The organism is Phocaeicola faecium, from assembly GCF_014837055.1.
GTDB lineage: Bacteria > Bacteroidota > Bacteroidia > Bacteroidales > Bacteroidaceae > Phocaeicola > Phocaeicola gallinarum.
The window spans coordinates 129857-146190 of the sequence record NZ_JACSPQ010000019.1; the positions used below are offsets into that span (position 1 = coordinate 129857).

11 protein-coding genes are annotated in these 16334 nt (G+C 51.0%); 8 read left to right on the forward strand and 3 right to left on the reverse strand.

The annotated features are described in order from the left end of the window. Positions 1-114 precede the first annotated feature (114 nt). The 3 genes from H9626_RS12885 to H9626_RS12895 are packed head-to-tail and all read left to right on the forward strand — an operon-like array spanning position 115 to position 4025. The gene (locus H9626_RS12885) at positions 115-471 is read left to right on the forward strand and encodes a P-II family nitrogen regulator (RefSeq protein WP_178257496.1); all 357 of its coding nucleotides are present in this window, start codon (positions 115-117) and stop codon (positions 469-471) included. Between the two features lie 46 nt (positions 472-517). Then, on the forward strand, positions 518-1780 hold the full coding sequence (locus H9626_RS12890) for an ammonium transporter (protein WP_191710741.1): 1263 nt from the start codon (positions 518-520) through the stop codon (positions 1778-1780). Between the two features lie 55 nt (positions 1781-1835). Further along, on the forward strand, positions 1836-4025 hold the full coding sequence (locus tag H9626_RS12895; protein ID WP_191710742.1) for a glutamine synthetase III family protein: 2190 nt from the start codon (positions 1836-1838) through the stop codon (positions 4023-4025). Between the two features lie 208 nt (positions 4026-4233). On the opposite strand, the gene H9626_RS12900 is transcribed toward H9626_RS12895, so the two are convergent. The 3 genes from H9626_RS12900 to argS form a co-directional block, all read right to left on the reverse strand. Then, positions 4234-6054, reverse strand: a complete 1821-nt coding sequence (locus H9626_RS12900) for an LTA synthase family protein (RefSeq protein WP_191710743.1) — start codon at positions 6052-6054, stop codon at positions 4234-4236. Positions 6055-6112: 58 nt separating this feature from the next. Next, positions 6113-6736 (reverse strand): ribonuclease H1 domain-containing protein, encoded by a 624-nt coding sequence (locus H9626_RS12905; RefSeq protein ID WP_178257500.1) that lies wholly within the window; start codon positions 6734-6736, stop codon positions 6113-6115. A 100-nt stretch (positions 6737-6836) separates the two neighbouring features. Further along, complete coding sequence (argS, locus tag H9626_RS12910; protein ID WP_191710744.1) at positions 6837-8630, reverse strand: arginine--tRNA ligase; 1794 nt, start codon at positions 8628-8630, stop codon at positions 6837-6839. Positions 8631-8873: 243 nt separating this feature from the next. Between argS and H9626_RS12915 the strand changes: the two genes are divergently transcribed. From H9626_RS12915 to H9626_RS12935, 5 genes are all read left to right on the forward strand, one after another. Continuing rightward, a complete protein-coding gene (locus H9626_RS12915; protein WP_191710745.1) occupies positions 8874-10544 on the forward strand; it encodes a metallophosphoesterase in 1671 nt (556 codons plus the stop codon). Between the two features lie 355 nt (positions 10545-10899). Further along, positions 10900-11571 carry a succinate dehydrogenase/fumarate reductase cytochrome b subunit gene (locus H9626_RS12920; RefSeq protein ID WP_191710746.1) on the forward strand — a complete coding sequence of 224 codons (672 nt, stop codon included), beginning with the start codon at positions 10900-10902 and terminating at the stop codon, positions 11569-11571. A gap of 102 nt (positions 11572-11673) precedes the next feature. After that, positions 11674-13656, forward strand: coding sequence for a fumarate reductase/succinate dehydrogenase flavoprotein subunit (locus H9626_RS12925; protein ID WP_178257202.1), 1983 nt, complete (start codon positions 11674-11676; stop codon positions 13654-13656). 34 nt (positions 13657-13690) lie between these two features. Beyond that, the gene (locus tag H9626_RS12930) at positions 13691-14446 is read left to right on the forward strand and encodes a succinate dehydrogenase/fumarate reductase iron-sulfur subunit (RefSeq protein WP_178257203.1); all 756 of its coding nucleotides are present in this window, start codon (positions 13691-13693) and stop codon (positions 14444-14446) included. Between the two features lie 88 nt (positions 14447-14534). Beyond that, entirely contained in the window at positions 14535-16244 is a 1710-nt protein-coding gene (locus H9626_RS12935) for a helix-turn-helix transcriptional regulator (RefSeq protein ID WP_191710747.1), read from the forward strand. Positions 16245-16334 lie beyond the last annotated feature (90 nt).

Consider the following 16334-nt stretch of genomic DNA (forward strand, 5'->3'; position numbering starts at 1 on the left):
GAGAGTTTTCAAGGTAACGGGCAGGGTGGCGGCACCCGCTTGAGGGAAAAAAGATGGTTAGGATAACGTTTTTATAATACAGCGGAATACAAAATACAAATACACTACACAGCAATGAAAAAAATTGAAGCTATTATTCGCAGAAGCCGTTTTGAGGATGTGAAGGAGGCGCTGCTGGCGGCCGGCATCGAATGGTTTTCTTATTATGACGTGCGGGGCGTGGGCAAGACAAGGCAGGGCCGCGTTTACCGGGGGGTGGTTTACGACACCAGCTCGATAGAGCGCATCCTCGTCTCGATCGTGGTGCGCGAGAAAAACGTGGAGAAGACCGTGCAGGCGGTGCTCAGGGCGGCGCGCACGGGCGAGATAGGCGACGGGCGCATCTTTATAACTCCGGTGGAGGATTCGATCCGCATCCGCACGGGCGAGCGCGGCGACATCGCGCTGTATAACGCCGAGCAGGAGGAGTGACGGGAGGAAGCAGTAACGAGGTATTAACGACTAAACGGAAAAAATTATGGACACAAACACAATTCTTGATACAGGAAACACCGCATGGATGATTGTTTCGACGATTCTGGTACTGTTAATGACGATTCCGGGCATCGCCCTGTTCTACGGGGGGCTGGTGCGCCAGAAAAACGTGTTGAGCGTCATCATGCAGTGTGTGGTGATAGTAGGGGTGGTGAGCATCTTATGGGTGGCTTTCGGCTACAGCTTGGTGTTCGGGACAAGCCTGACGGACAGCGGGAGCGGCTGGGGATGGCTGGCAGGAGGGTTCGACAAGGTGATGCTGCGCGGCATAACGCCCTCCACGCTCTCGGCGGGGCGCATCCCCGAACTGGTTTTCGTATTGTTCCAGTGCATGTTTGCCGTCATCACGCCGGCGCTCATACTGGGGGCTTTTGCCGAACGTGTGAAGTTCGCGGGGTTCCTCTTGTTTACCGTGCTGTGGAGCGTGCTGGTGTATATGCCGATGGCGCACTGGGTGTGGGGCGGAGGATTCCTGCAGCAGATGGGCGCCATCGACTTTGCCGGGGGCACGGTGGTGCATATCAATGCCGGCATATCGGCGCTGGTGATGGCGGTCATGGCGGGCCGGCGGAGCGGTTACAGGCCGGGGCAGCCCATGTCGCCGCATAACATCACCTTCGTGTTCATGGGCACGGCGTTCTTGTGGCTGGGGTGGTTCGGCTTCAATGCCGGAAGCGGGCTGCAGGCCGACGGCATAGCCGCCAACGCTTTCCTTGTGACGCATGTGGCCACGTGTGTGGCGGCGCTGACGTGGATGGCGGTCGACTGGATTCACAACCGGAAGCCCACCACCATCGGGGCATGTACGGGCGCGGTGTCGGGGCTGGTGGCCATTACGCCGGCGGCGGGCACGGCGGACCTCCTCGGCGCGTTCTTCATCGGGCTGATCACACCCATCGTGTGTTTCTACATGGTGGCGGTCATCAAGCCGCGCTTCAAGTATGATGACACGCTCGACGCTTTCGGCGTGCACGGCATAGGGGGCATCGTGGGGTCGGTACTTACGGGAGTGTTTGCCACGCAGGCGATAACGGGCGAAGGCGGCGTGCAGGGCGCGCTGTATGGCGACTGGCACCAGTTATGGGTACAGGTGGCCGCCACGGTGGTTTCGGTGGCGTTCAGCGGGGTGATGACTTTCATCCTCTTCAAGGTGGTCGACCGTCTGGTGGGCGTCCGCGTAGACAGGCGTGTGGAAGAAGAAGGGCTCGACATTTACGAACACGGGGAGTCGGCTTACAACCATTAGGAAAGTGTATAATATCAAACAAATACGGTAAAATCAACTAAAAAGAGAGGTATTTATGTCAGAGTTAAGATTTAATATGGTGGAAAAGGCATTCCGGGCAAAGCCTTTGGAGATAGCCGTTCCGTCGGAGCGTCCGGCCGAGTATTTCGGCAAGTATGTGTTCAACCGCGAAAAAATGTTCAAATACCTGCCTGCGCCGGTTTATGCACGGCTGGCAGACGCGATGGACAACGGCGCGGCGCTCGACCGCGAGGTGGCCGACCAAGTGGCGGAGGGCATGAAGCGCTGGGCGATGGAGCTGGGCGTGACCCACTATACGCACTGGTTCCAGCCCCTGACGGAAGGCACGGCGGAAAAGCACGATGCCTTTATAGAGCATGACGGCAAGGGGGGCATGTTGGAAGAGTTTTCAGGGAAGCTGCTGGTGCAGCAGGAGCCTGATGCTTCTTCTTTCCCCAACGGCGGGATACGGAACACGTTCGAGGCACGCGGATACAGCGCGTGGGACCCCTCGTCGCCCGTGTTCGTGGTAGACGACACGCTCTGCATCCCCACGGTGTTCATAGCCTATACGGGCGAATCGCTGGATTACAAGGCGCCGCTGCTCAAGGCGCTGAGCGCGGTAAACAAGGCGGCGGTGGAGGTTTGCCATTACTTCGACCCGGAGGTGAAGAAGGTGATGGCGTACTTGGGATGGGAACAGGAGTATTTCCTTGTCGATGCCGGACTGTATGCGGCGCGTCCCGACTTGCTGCTGACGGGGCGTACGCTGATGGGACACGAGGCTTCGAAGAACCAGCAGCTGGAAGACCATTACTTCGGCGCCATCCCCACCCGCGTGGCGGCTTTCATGAAAGACTTGGAGATACAGGCGCTTGAGCTGGGCATCCCGGTGAAGACGCGCCATAACGAGGTGGCGCCGAACCAGTTCGAGCTGGCGCCGATATTCGAGGAGTGTAACCTTGCCGTCGACCATAACATGCTGCTCATGTCGCTCATGCGCAAGGTGGCACGCACGCACGGTTTCCGCGTGTTGCTGCACGAGAAGCCGTTCAAGGGCGTGAACGGTTCGGGCAAACACAACAACTGGTCGCTGGGGACGGATACGGGCGTGCTGCTGATGGCTCCGGGAAAAACGGCAGAGGAGAACCTGCGTTTCATCACGTTCGTGGTCAACACGCTGATGGCGGTTTACCGTCATAACGGCTTGCTGAAAGCGTCTATCATGAGCGCTACCAACGCACACCGCTTGGGGGCGAACGAAGCGCCTCCCGCCATCATCTCTTCGTTCTTGGGAAAACAGTTGAGCAAGGTGCTCGACCACATGGAGGAAAGTTCTACTGACGAGCTGGTCTCGCTGGGAGGAAAACACGGCATGAAGCTGGACATTCCGCAGATTCCCGAATTGCTGATCGACAACACCGACCGTAACCGCACCTCGCCCTTCGCCTTTACCGGCAACCGCTTCGAGTTCCGTGCGGTGGGCTCGGAGGCAAACTGCGCCAGTGCGATGATAGCCCTGAACGCGGCGGTGGCGGAACAGCTCGTGGAATTCAAGAAAGAGGTAGACGGACTGGTGGAAAAGGGTGAGCCCAAGATATCGGCTATCATCCAAGTAATCCGTAAGTACATCAAGGAGTGTAAGCCCATCCGCTTCGACGGGAACGGTTACAGCGAAGAATGGAAGGCAGAGGCTGCACGCCGCGGACTGGACTGCGAGACGAGTTGTCCGCTCATCTTCGACCGCTACCTTACGCCGGAAAGCATCCGCATGTTCGAGTCGACCGGGGTAATGACGCAGAAGGAGCTGGAAGCCCGCAACGAAGTGAAGTGGGAAACTTACACGAAGAAGATCCAGATAGAGGCGCGCGTGTTGGGCGACTTGGTGATGAACCACATCGTCCCCGTGGCTACCGAATATCAGACGAAGCTGATCGATAACGTGTATAAGATGAAATCCGTCTTTGCGGAAGAGGAAGCCCGCACGCTTTCTGCCGAGAACATGGCAATCATCCGCAAGATAGCCGAACATGCCACTTACATAAAAGAACACGTGGACGCAATGGTGGAAGCCCGCAAGGTGGCAAACAAGATAGCCTCCGAGCGCGAAAAGGCCATCGCTTACCACGACACGATAGCGCCCATGCTGGAGGAGATACGTTACCACATCGACAAGCTGGAACTCATCGTAGACGACCGCATGTGGACGCTTCCTAAATATCGGGAACTGTTATTCATAAGATAAGCGCGAAACGACCTCTGATTTTTTATTGGATGTTTGATGAGGGCCGGGCTGTTGTTGAAACAGTCCGGCTTTTTCGTCGGTGCAGGGCTGAAAAACGCTACCGTTAGTGCAGCTTGACGCAAGCGGATGAACCGTCCGGTTCTATTCGGAGTGTCGTCCTTCTTTCCGAATAGAAATTTTCCGGCTCTTTTCCCGGTTTTTTTTATTGCTATCTGTTGCCTAAATCGTCGTACGAACTTTGCAGGATGGCTTTCCCCAAATCCATTCTCCGGCTGTTTGGGGCAGGAGAGTCTACAAGCGTTTTGCCCGAATTGTTATCCACCTGCGTAACTCCCGTGCTGTCGCAAAAAGCAAAGCCGTTATTGTAAGTGTAGTAAGCGAACGGGTAGACATATTCTTCGCCCAAAACGTTCCGGCTGAAGTTAAATTCGCTGTGGTCGATGCCGAGCTGTCCTAACAGCGTGGCTGCCATGTCGGTCTGGTTCATCAGCTTGTCGACAACCATCGGCTGTTTCACCGCTCCGCCTAACCAAATCATCGGCACGTGATGAACGCGCGGACTGTTGTTCGGCTCGTCGAGCGGGTAGTGGAATCCGTGGTCGGGCAGGCAGATGACGAGCAAATTCTTCCATTGCGGAAGTTGTTTCAGCCTGTCGATGAATTTCCCCAAGCAGTCGTCGGTGAATGCAAAGGCATTCAGAATCTTGTCGTCCAGCCGGTGATAGGGCACATCAAAAGGCTCGTGGCTGCTCAGCGTAAGGAAAGCCGTGTGCCAAAGGCCGTCTGCGGGACGCTTCTTTATCTCGTTATACAGATACTCGAACGTGATGTCATCGTTCACTCCCCACGGGTTCTTGCGCTCGCTCATGCTGAAATCCACATCTGCCGTAAGGCGTTGGTAACCACTTCCCAGCAGATAACTCTTCATGTTGGTGAAATTGATGTCTCCGCCGTATAAGAAATCGGTGGCATAGCCTTCCTTCACCAATTTCCCCGCAATGGAGGGAAGCGTGCGGCTCTTTGCCGGAATCTTCATGACCGACAGGGTAGGGAATCCCTGATATCCGCTAAACGTACAAACCGTCCCCCGGTCGGTGCGGAAACTGTTGGCGTAACAATTCGTGAAAAACACGCCTTCCTTCGCCAAGCGTTCCATGTTCGGACTCACTCCCGGCTCTCCGCCCAGCGGTTCCACGAACACGCCCCCGTATCCTTCCATCAGGATAATCAGGATGTTGGGGCGCTTGGTGTTCAGCAGCTCCACAACGGTTTTCCCTCCCGTAGGATACAGCCCGTTGAAAAGCGAGCGGCGTTTCGCCTCGTCGAAGAAATCAAACTCTTTGGCGTAATCCTCGGTTTTGCTTGCCGAAGCTATCAGGCTGAATGCCGGATTCACAGCCGAATGGTTCAGAAACTCATCGTTGCAGAAATACACCTGTCCGATGTTTGACGTCGATTCGGTCACGCCTCCCCGGATCACGATAAACAGCAATCCGCCGAGCAGTATCCACCCCACGCTGCCCGCCACACGGCGCTTGGTTCCGGCAAGTACCGCAGGCGTCAGTCTGTAAAGCCCCCATGCCGCCAAGATGGAGAGTACCAATACGCACAGGAGGCGGAAAATAACGAAACCTGCCGACACGCTTGCCAGTACATTCTTCGGAGAATCGAGATACAGGAAGACGGAAGCATCGAGCTTGAACCCCCAAAAAGGATAAATCGACATGTCGCCTATGAATATGATTGTAACCAGCAAGGCGATAACCGCATAATATCCTGCCAGAACCGCCCGCAGCGGAAACCGCTTAAACCAGATGCTGGCCAGAATCGCCAGCCACGGGACGACCGTCAGATAGCCCGCCGTGGCCGCATCGAGCGTGAATCCGTGGAGCATGACCCTCCCGTAATCGGCAAGCGGAACGCCTTTTGCCACCGAGCCGTTATAGAGCATGAACAATGGTTTCTGGATAAGGAAATAGCCCAATACTGCAGCAAAAAAGGCTGCCAAGTAAGCTGTTCTTTTTTTCATAAGTGTAGTAAAAGTAAGTGTTTCTATGTCTGGATGGGAAGACTGCCGGTGGATTCTGTCACTTCCGTCCGAAGTCCGCCGGAATTTCCCCCCACCGTTCTGTTTCCCATTTCAGCAATGGCGTAGAGTAAGTGTTTTCCTTCAGCCACTTCTCGGCACGTTCTATCAATCCGAAAAGCGCTTCGGTGCGGGCGGTGCGTTCGAGCTTCGTCTTGCATTTCTTCTGCTTCACCCACGCCAGCGCGTTGCGGCTGTCTGAGTAAACGGGCATCGCCGAGTGTTTCTGCTTCAGCAGCGCCAGCGCATGGACGATGGCAAGAAACTCGCCGACGTTGTTCGTGCCGTATACCGGACCGAAGCGGAATATTTCCTGCCCTGTGAGCAAATATACCCCACGGTATTCCATCGCCCCCGGATTCCCGCTGCACGCCGCGTCTACCGCCAGACAATTCATGTCGAAGCCTTCGGGCAACGCCGTGACCGGTTTCCCGCCCCCCTTCTTTTCGCCGGACAGGTAGAGGTGAGCCGGCATCTCCAGCGCCCGTTCCGCCTCTTCGCGCGTGTCGAACGACTTGAACAGCGCCCCCTTGTAATTCTTTATCTGCAGCTGGCAGTCCGTCCACGACGTGTAGACACCCGGATTCACCCCCTTCCACACCACATAATACTTCTGTTTGCCCATATAAGCCTTTCCGAAGAAAAAAACGAAGATTAAGAACGGAAGCAAGCCCTGCGGAGCCGTCCCCGTCCTTAACCTTTAACCCTTCATAAATAAATGAATCTTACATTCTCTCAGGCACTTCGATGCCCAGCAGCCCCATGGCCAGCTTCACAATCTTGCCCACATTGCAGCTCAGCGCAAGGCGGAACACCTTCAGCGCCTCGTTTTCCTCGCGCAAGATGCTGAAGTCATGGTAGAACTGGTTATACTCCTTCACCAAGTCGTAAGCATAGTTGGCAAGGATAGACGGGTTATAATCCGTGCCCGCCTGCCGCACCACCTCAGGGAAGTCGGCCAGCAGCTGCACCAGCCCTTCCTCCTTCGTGCTCAGTTCCACACCTGCGGGGACAACCTCCGGCACGGCGATGTCGCTTTCGCCCGCCTTGCGCAGGATAGAGCGGATCCGGGCATACGTGTACTGGATGAAAGGCCCCGTGTTCCCGTTGAAGTCGATCGACTCTTTGGGGTTGAAAGTCATGTTCTTGCGCGCGTCCACCTTCAGGATGAAATACTTCAGCGCTCCCAGCCCCACGATGCGGGCAATGTCGTCCGCCTCTGCCTGAGTCAGGCCGTCCAGCTTGCCCAGTTCGCTGCTCGTCTCCTTCGCCGTGTCGATCATCGCCTCCATCAGGTCGTCGGCATCCACCACCGTACCCTCGCGGCTCTTCATCTTGCCTTCGGGCAGCTCCACCATCCCGTAAGAGAAGTGCACCAAGTCTTTCCCCCACTCGAAACCCAACTTGTCGAGCAGGATAGACAATACCTGGAAGTGGTAGTTCTGCTCGTTTCCCACCACGTAAATCATCTTGTCGATGGGATAATCGGCAAAACGCTGCTCGGCTGTGCCGATGTCCTGCGTCATATATACCGAAGTGCCGTCGGCCCGGAGCAGCAACTTCTGGTCAAGCCCCTCGGCGGTGAGGTCGGCCCACACCGAGCCGTCGTCCTTGCGGTAGAACAAGCCCTTTTCCAAGCCTTCCAATACCTTCTTCTTTCCTTCCAGATACGTGTCCGATTCATAATACACCTTGTCGAAACTCACCCCCATCATGCGGTACGTCTCGTCGAACCCGGCATACACCCATCCGTTCATCCTGCTCCATAGCGCGCGCACCTCGGGGTCGCCCGCCTCCCATTTGCGCAGCATCCCGCGCGCCTCCTGCATCAGCGGTGCCTGCGCTTCGGCTTCCTCCTTGCTCATGCCCTTTTCCATCAGCCCGGCCACCTCCGCCTTGTAATGCTTGTCGAAGGCCACGTAATAATCGCCCACCAAGTGGTCACCCTTCTTGCCCGACGATTCCGGCGTCTCACCGCCGCCATACTTCAGCCACGCCAGCATCGACTTGCAGATGTGTATTCCCCTGTCGTTTACGATGTTCGTTTTCACCACCCTGTATCCGTTCGCCTCCATGATGTTTGCCAGCGCGCATCCCAGCAGGTTGTTACGCACATGCCCCAGGTGTAGCGGCTTGTTGGTGTTGGGCGACGAATACTCAATCATCACCAGCGGGGCCTGCGCTTCGGGCTTCCTTATCCCCCACGCGCTGTCCGCATGGATGCGGTTTAGCATATCCACCCACACGGCGGATGCGATGGTGAGGTTCAAGAACCCCTTAATCACGTTATACGCTGCAATGGCCGGTTCGTTCCTCTCCAGATACGCGCCAATCTCCGCCGCAGTCTGTTCGGGCGCTTTCTTCGATGCTTTCAGAAACGGGAACACCACCAGCGTAAGGTGTCCCTCAAACTCTTTCTTGGTTTTTTGCAACTGTACCGTCCGGGCAGGTACATCTGCCCCATACAGTTCCTTCACGCCCTTCAGGACGGATTCGGTCAGCTTGTCTTCTATCTTCATGCGTTGTTTATATGTGTGTAGTTATTGATTTGCGTGTAACAGTCTGCCTTTCGGCTTTCGATTATCTGCAAAGGTACAAATTACTATGATTACAAGCCTGCTTCGGCTTCTATTTTTTTATTCTGTTGTCTGTCCGGCTCTTTTTGTGGAGAATACGGACACTCTTTTTAGCCAGTTTAGGGAGCTTTTTTAACCAATTTTGTATATATTTGCCGCATAACCCTCTTAATCAAGCGTATTTGTATGAATATCCGCCTATTACTTTTCGCCTGTTTATTCCTTTTTGATTCTTTCGCCGCCTCTGCGCAAAAAATAGCTTTCATATCCGATGCGCATATCCAAAACATAGAAGATTATCCCGAACTCATCCGCTCTATGGAGGCGCAAGTACAGTCTACCCGTCTGTTCAACGAAAATTATTTTGCTTTGCTTGCGGCGCTTAACGATGTTGCTCAACGGAATATTTCATTGGTGGTGCTGCCGGGCGACCTGACCGATAACGGACAATTTATCAACCAAGAGAAAATAAATCAGATACTGACCGACTACACGAAGCGGTACGGAATGAAGTTTTTTGTAACGACCGGAAACCACGACCCTGCACTTCCTTTCGGTATGGAACAGGCGGGGCATGATTTCCTGAAAGCAGACGGAAGCCGGAATACATTGACCAACCGGTGTGCCGGTTACGAACAGGAAATGGCATGTTATTCTCGGTTCGGATTTTATCCTCAGCCTGAATATCTTTATTGGGAGAGTCCTTTTACCTCGTATGTTTACGAAAATTATGCGTATGATACAGCCAAGCGAGAAGGTGGTTTTGAGAACAGACACTATGTGTTGTGTGATTCGCTGACGGCAACCGATGCCAGCTATTTGGTAGAGCCGGTGGAAGGTATTTGGCTGCTGGCGATTGACGCCGGAGTGTATTTGCCTAAAACAGTAAAAAACGGAAAACTAATCTATCAGGGCTCAAGTGTAGGCTACAATAATGTATTGCGGCATAAGCCTTTCCTGCTGTCGTGGGTGCGGAAAGTGGCATCGGAGGCACGCCGCCTGAATAAAACGCTGATTACTTTTTCACATTATCCGCTGGTTGATTTTAACGACGGCGCTTCGGAACAGATGGGCAAGGCGTGGGGGAATACGAAGTTCGACTTTCCGCGCGTTCCGACCGAGGAAGTGGGACAGGCTTTTCTTGAAGCGGGAATCCGTTTCCACATAGCAGGCCACATGCACGTAAACGATACGGGGGTGCTTGAAGGGAGAGACGGAAGTCACCTGTATAACGTACAAGTTCCCTCCATCGCTACTTACATACCTGCCTATAAAATCGTAACGGCAGAGAGTCGGCAAGAATTTGCGGTGGAAACCGTGGTGTTAGACAGTGTTCCGGGCTTCGACCGTTGTTTCAGTCTTTACCAAAAAGAACATGAAGCCGACCTCCTGAGAGGAAAAACGCCGATATGGAACGCCGAAGCCCTGAAATCCGCTAATTACCAGACCTTTTGCGATGTCCAGTTCCGTGACTTGGTCCGTACGCGCTTCATTCCCAAAGATTTCCCATCCATCGTAAAAGACAGCATTGCGGTGATGAGCGGCGAACAGCTCTTGGCATACGTTTCAGGAGAACCCTCCGAAGCGAAAACCGCTGCCGGGTGGAACGGTTACGATTTGATAGTCGACCTCTGCCGGTTGCGTTACGCCGACAGATTGGCTTTGCGGGATATCCCGTCGGAACGGTTGGCCGCATACGCGCGTTTGTTCGATGCCGTGCGCACGTCGGACATGTCTTCGGAAGTTGTTACCCGATTGCGGGAGATCGCGGAAATATTCGAACATTTCCTCCACGGAGAACCTTGTGTTAATTTCCGTATCGACTTGGAAGCCGATTCGATAACAGAATGTGAATAAGCCTGTTACTTTATTCCGGAATTATTACTGAAACATTTTTCCGTTCCTTCGAAAATTCATCCGCATGAACCGTCTCGTCCATGCGGATGAACCAGTGAGTCCATCCGTTAGTTTTGCCTTGCGCTATGGGATGAATTTTCGATGCACTTCCGCTTTAAAAAAATGCAGACAAACCGCCTTTTTTACACATTTATTATATATAGCACGTTTATCACGCCTGTTTTATTCACATTACAGAAATTTTTCCTTAATCATTTGTATTATCTATGGAAAACTTCTAATTTTGCCCATAATATCGGATTTAAAGAAGGCAAATTTTAGTTTTAACAATTAAATAATTTAAATTCAATCATTTATGTGGTTAAGTAATTCATCTATTGGAAGGAAAGTGGTGATGAGCGTAACAGGTATCGCCCTTGTCCTGTTTCTGACATTTCACATGGCGATGAACCTTGTTGCGCTGTTCTCGGCGGAAGGTTATAACATGGTTTGTGAATTTTTGGGAACGAACTGGTATGCCTTGTTGGGTACGCTGGCATTGGCTGCTCTTTTTGTAATTCACATTATCTATGCTTTCTGGCTGACGATGATGAACCGCGCAGCTCGCGGAAATGAGCGCTACGCTGTGAGTGCTAAACCTAAGACGGTAGAATGGGCTTCTCAGAACATGCTGGCTCTGGGTATTATCGTAATCTTAGGATTGGCGTTACATTTATTTAATTTCTGGTATAACATGATGTTTGCCGAATTAATCGGTAACCCCATGATGGGCGGTTTGAGCGCAACAGATGGTTACGGCTACATTATGGAAACCTTCTCTAATCCGGTATTCTTCGTACTGTACATCGTTTGGTTGTGCGCGTTGTGGTTCCATCTGACTCACGGATTCTGGAGTGCGATGCAAACTCTTGGTTGGAACAATACTATTTGGATTAACCGCTGGAAATGTATCTCTAACATTTACTCTACCATCATCGTATTAGGTTTCATGCTGGTGGCAGTAGTATTTTTCGTAAAGAATTTATAAGTTTTTGAGTATTTGAGTTTTTAAACGCGAGGCTTTTATTGACAAGCCTACTTGAAAACCAAACCAACGAACAAACTTAAAAGCTAAAAACTACAAACAATTATGACTAAGATAATCGACTCTAAAATACCTGAAGGTCCGATAGCTGAAAAATGGACTAACTATAAAGCTCATCAGAAATTGGTGAACCCGGCTAACAAACGCCGTTTGGATATCATCGTGGTAGGTACAGGTTTGGCGGGTGCTTCGGCTGCCGCTTCACTGGGCGAAATGGGATTCCGCGTATTTAACTTCTGTATTCAGGATTCTCCGCGCCGTGCACACTCTATCGCTGCACAGGGTGGTATCAATGCTGCAAAGAATTATCAAAACGATGGTGACTCGGTTTACCGTTTGTTCTACGATACTGTAAAGGGTGGCGACTACCGTGCCCGCGAAGCAAACGTTTACCGTCTTGCCGAAGTTTCAAACAATATTATCGACCAGTGCGTGGCACAGGGTGTTCCTTTCGCTCGCGAATACGGCGGCTTGCTGGCTAACCGTTCTTTCGGTGGTGCGCAGGTATCTCGTACGTTCTACGCTAAAGGTCAAACGGGACAGCAGTTGCTGTTGGGCGCATACTCGGCATTGAGCCGTCAGGTAGGCGAAGGAACAGTTAAGCTGTATACTCGTTATGAAATGGAAGAACTTGTTATCATTGACGGACGCGCACGCGGTATCATCGCCAAAAACTTGGTAACAGGTAAATTGGAACGTTTCGCTGCTCACGCCGTAGTTATCGCTACCGGTGGTTACGGAAACACTTACTTCCTTTCAACCAATGCAATGGCATGTAACTGTACGGCTGCCATGTCTTGCTACCGCAAGGGTGCTTGGTTTGCTAACCCTGCTTACGTTCAGATTCACCCGACTTGTATTCCGGTTCACGGCGACAAGCAGTCTAAACTGACATTGATGTCTGAATCTTTGCGTAACGACGGACGTATCTGGGTTCCGAAGAAGATTGAAGATGCTAAGGCATTGCAGGCAGGTACGAAGAAAGGAAGCGACATTCCGGAAGAAGACCGCGACTATTACTTGGAACGCCGTTATCCGGCATTCGGTAACTTGGTTCCGCGTGACGTTGCCAGCCGTGCAGCTAAAGAACGTTGCGACCACGGCTTCGGCGTAAATAACACTGGCTTGGCTGTATTCCTCGACTTCTCTGAAAGTATCGAACGCTTGGGTATCGACGTAGTTCGTCAGCGTTACGGTAACTTGTTTGATATGTATGAAGAAATCACCGACGTTAATCCGGGCAAATTGGCTAACGAAATCAACGGTGTGAAATATTACAACCCGATGATGATTTATCCGGCTATCCACTATACAATGGGTGGTATCTGGGTTGACTACGAACTCCAGACTTCTATCAAGGGTCTGTTCGCTATCGGTGAATGTAACTTCTCTGACCACGGTGCAAACCGTTTGGGTGCTTCGGCATTGATGCAAGGTCTTGCCGACGGTTATTTCGTATTGCCTTATACTATCCAGAACTATTTGGCAGACCAAATCACTGTACCTCGCTTCTCAACTGACTTGCCTGAATTTGCAGAAGCAGAAAAGGCTGTTCAAGACAAGATTGACCACCTGATGAATATCAAAGGAAAACGTTCTGTTGACTCTATCCACAAAGAATTGGGTCACATTATGTGGGAATATGTTGGTATGGGACGTACCGAAGCCGGATTGAAGACAGCGCTTACCAAGCTGAAAGAAATCCGTAAGGTATTCGAAACCGAATTGTTCATCCCGGGCTCAAAAGAAGGCTTGAATGTAGAACTGGATAAAGCAATCCGTTTGAACGACTTCATTACAATGGGTGAATTGATTGCTTACGATGCTTTGAACCGTAACGAATCTTGTGGTGGCCACTTCCGTGAAGAATACCAGACAGAAGAAGGCGAAGCAAAACGTGACGATGCAAATTACTTCTATGTATCTTGCTGGGAATATCAAGGCTCAGACGATAAGGCTCCGGTATTGTATAAAGAACCGTTGGTTTACGAAGCAATTAAGGTTCAGACTCGTAACTACAAGAGCTAATCAGTGAAGTTAAATTATTAAAGAACTAAGTAAAATGGATAAAAATATATCATTTACGCTAAAAGTTTGGCGTCAGAACGGACCGAAGGAAAAAGGTCATTTCGATACTTTCCAAATGAAGGATATCCCGGGTGATACCTCATTCTTGGAAATGTTGGATATTTTGAACGAACAGTTGATTGAGGAAGGAAAAGAACCGGTTGTTTTCGACCACGACTGTCGTGAAGGTATTTGTGGTATGTGTTCATTGTATATCAACGGACATCCCCACGGACCGGCTACCGGAGCTACTACTTGTCAGATTTACATGCGTCGTTTTAATGACGGTGATGTTATTACGGTTGAACCGTGGCGTTCTGCCGGATTCCCGGTTATCAAAGACTTGATGGTAGACCGTTCAGCTTACGATAAGATTATGCAGGCAGGTGGTTTCATCAGCGTACGCACAGGTGCTCCTCAAGATGCCAACGCATTGCTGATTCCGAAGCCTATCGCAGACGAAGCAATGGATGCTGCTTCTTGCATCGGTTGTGGAGCGTGTGTAGCTGCTTGTAAAAACGGTTCGGCTATGCTGTTCGTATCAGCTAAGGTAAGCCAGTTGAATCTGTTGCCTCAAGGTAAACCGGAAGCTCTCCGCCGTGCAAAAGCCATGCTTGCTAAGATGGACGAGCTGGGATTTGGTAACTGTACCAATACACGTGCTTGTGAAGCAGAATGTCCGAAATGCGTTTCAATCAGCAACATTGCTCGCTTGAACCGTGATTTCATTAAGGCAAAACTGAAAGACTAAACACTATTATGTGAATATAGTGAAAAAAGGAGGGACGCATATCTTTGTGTCCCTCTTTTTGGTTTAACTCTTAATCCAGACTACCGAAATGAGAATTATCAGTACGTTTTTCGCTGTATTTTTTGTACTCTGCCTCCATGCAGAGAAATCCATTCCTTCTTTTGCAGCGCTGCAAGGGCAGGCTCAGGAAAGGCCTGAATCAACCCTGTCTTTGTTAGATAGTTTGGAATCTGCTTCGGCACTGCCCGTTTACCGCATCGACTGTCTGCGGGCGTATGCGTATCATGCTCTTTCAAGGTATTATATGGCGATGAGTTGTGCCAAGCGTGCTTTAGAGGCAGACGAGCTTCAGAGTGATACAGCTGCTTGTAACCGCCTTTATATGTTAATGACCGAATCTGCTATACAGGCGTATAGCTTGGGAGACGCCGTGCAATTTATCACGAAGGGGAAGCATATTGCGCAGCGGCAGAAAGATCTTGCATTGCAAGCAGACATGCTGTCGGCAGAAGGTAACGTCTACCGTCAAATGGGGGTTATCAACAAAAGTTATGAATACTTGTGGAAAGCGGTCGATATGCTTGCTGATGCTTCCGGCTCACCGGCACTCTTCCAGTGTTCACACTCGCTGGGATACTTGATGATGTATTACATAAAAGATAAAAAACTGTCTGAGGCTTGGGAGGCGGGAGAACGGCGTACTGAAATTATTCACCGGCTTAAAGAAGCGAATGCCGACGAGCGCATCGTCGATCGGGAAGAAGGGTTCCTGTATAGTAAAATGGCTTATCTGGCATATCAGTTGGGTAAGTACAATACAGCCAAAACATATTGCCAGAAGTTCTACGAAACCCGCTTCTCCGGTACTCCGATTGGTAAGCTCGAAATAAACGATTACCTGTTGCGGATAGGAGATTATCGTACGATACTGCTGCATAACGAACTGTATTTCCAAAGGATAAAAGAAGATTCGCTGAATCTGCTTTTCATGCGGACGCTTTACCAAAGCGCGCAGGCATACAACGGACTCAATGAGCATAAAAATGCTTATGCCCTTATGCAGCGTTTACATGCTCTGCAAAGTAACTTGCATGTGAGCGACGAGCGCAATCAGCTTTTTAATTTAGCTGACCTCACACAGGCTATGAAGCAAAAGCATGAATTGATTCGGGCTACAGACAAGATTATTATTCGTAACCATACGATTGCTGCACTTATCATTATCTCTATTTTGTTAATTGCGTTGCTGGGCGGATTTTATTGGTCGTGGAAAGATACGCGCCGCCGGAATAAGAAAATGACGCAAATGATTTTGGAATTGAACGAGAAGCAGCAACTCGGCTCTTTTTCTAAATCTTCGGTATCTGTGGTTAATACGCCATCTTCTGCCGATGAGGTGCAAACCGAATCATCCCGGACCGGAGCGGAAACAGACCCAGAAAAACCGGATGACTATGAGGTTTTCGTGGCTTTTAACAACCGGGTGAAAGAAGAAAAATTATACCTTTATTATCAGTTGACGAGAGACGATTATGCCAAGTTTATGGGAGTAGACCGCAACCGGTTTGCCGCGCTGCTGAAAAAATATACGGGGAAGAACCTTAACGCATACCTCAATAACCTGCGTTTGGACTATTCGGTTTACTTATTCCGCACACATCCCGACTGGCCTATCAACGAAATCGCCATACAAAGCGCTTTGCCCAGTCTGTCTACTTTCTACCGCCTTTTCAAAGAACGGTACGGTATCAGCCCGAAAGTCTTTAAAGAGCAACTCGGAGAACAAAACGAGGCGTGAGCCTGCATCCGGCGTTGCTGCCGTTTCACTGCCGGAACGCTAACGGTAGCGTTCCCTATTTCATGCGGAAGAATTACCTGTTTCTATTCG

Bases quoted from the DNA above. Each gene is read 5' to 3' on its own strand.
- H9626_RS12885 (WP_178257496.1), top strand. From the start codon at position 115: ATGAAAAAAATTGAAGCTATTATTCGCAGAAGCCGTTTTGAGGATGTG.
- H9626_RS12890 (WP_191710741.1), top strand. From the start codon at position 518: ATGGACACAAACACAATTCTTGATACAGGAAACACCGCATGGATGATT.
- H9626_RS12895 (WP_191710742.1), top strand. From the start codon at position 1,836: ATGTCAGAGTTAAGATTTAATATGGTGGAAAAGGCATTCCGGGCAAAG.
- H9626_RS12900 (WP_191710743.1), bottom strand. From the start codon at position 6,054: ATGAAAAAAAGAACAGCTTACTTGGCAGCCTTTTTTGCTGCAGTATTG.
- H9626_RS12905 (WP_178257500.1), bottom strand. From the start codon at position 6,736: ATGGGCAAACAGAAGTATTATGTGGTGTGGAAGGGGGTGAATCCGGGT.
- argS (WP_191710744.1), bottom strand. From the start codon at position 8,630: ATGAAGATAGAAGACAAGCTGACCGAATCCGTCCTGAAGGGCGTGAAG.
- H9626_RS12915 (WP_191710745.1), top strand. From the start codon at position 8,874: ATGAATATCCGCCTATTACTTTTCGCCTGTTTATTCCTTTTTGATTCT.
- H9626_RS12920 (WP_191710746.1), top strand. From the start codon at position 10,900: ATGTGGTTAAGTAATTCATCTATTGGAAGGAAAGTGGTGATGAGCGTA.
- H9626_RS12925 (WP_178257202.1), top strand. From the start codon at position 11,674: ATGACTAAGATAATCGACTCTAAAATACCTGAAGGTCCGATAGCTGAA.
- H9626_RS12930 (WP_178257203.1), top strand. From the start codon at position 13,691: ATGGATAAAAATATATCATTTACGCTAAAAGTTTGGCGTCAGAACGGA.
- H9626_RS12935 (WP_191710747.1), top strand. From the start codon at position 14,535: ATGAGAATTATCAGTACGTTTTTCGCTGTATTTTTTGTACTCTGCCTC.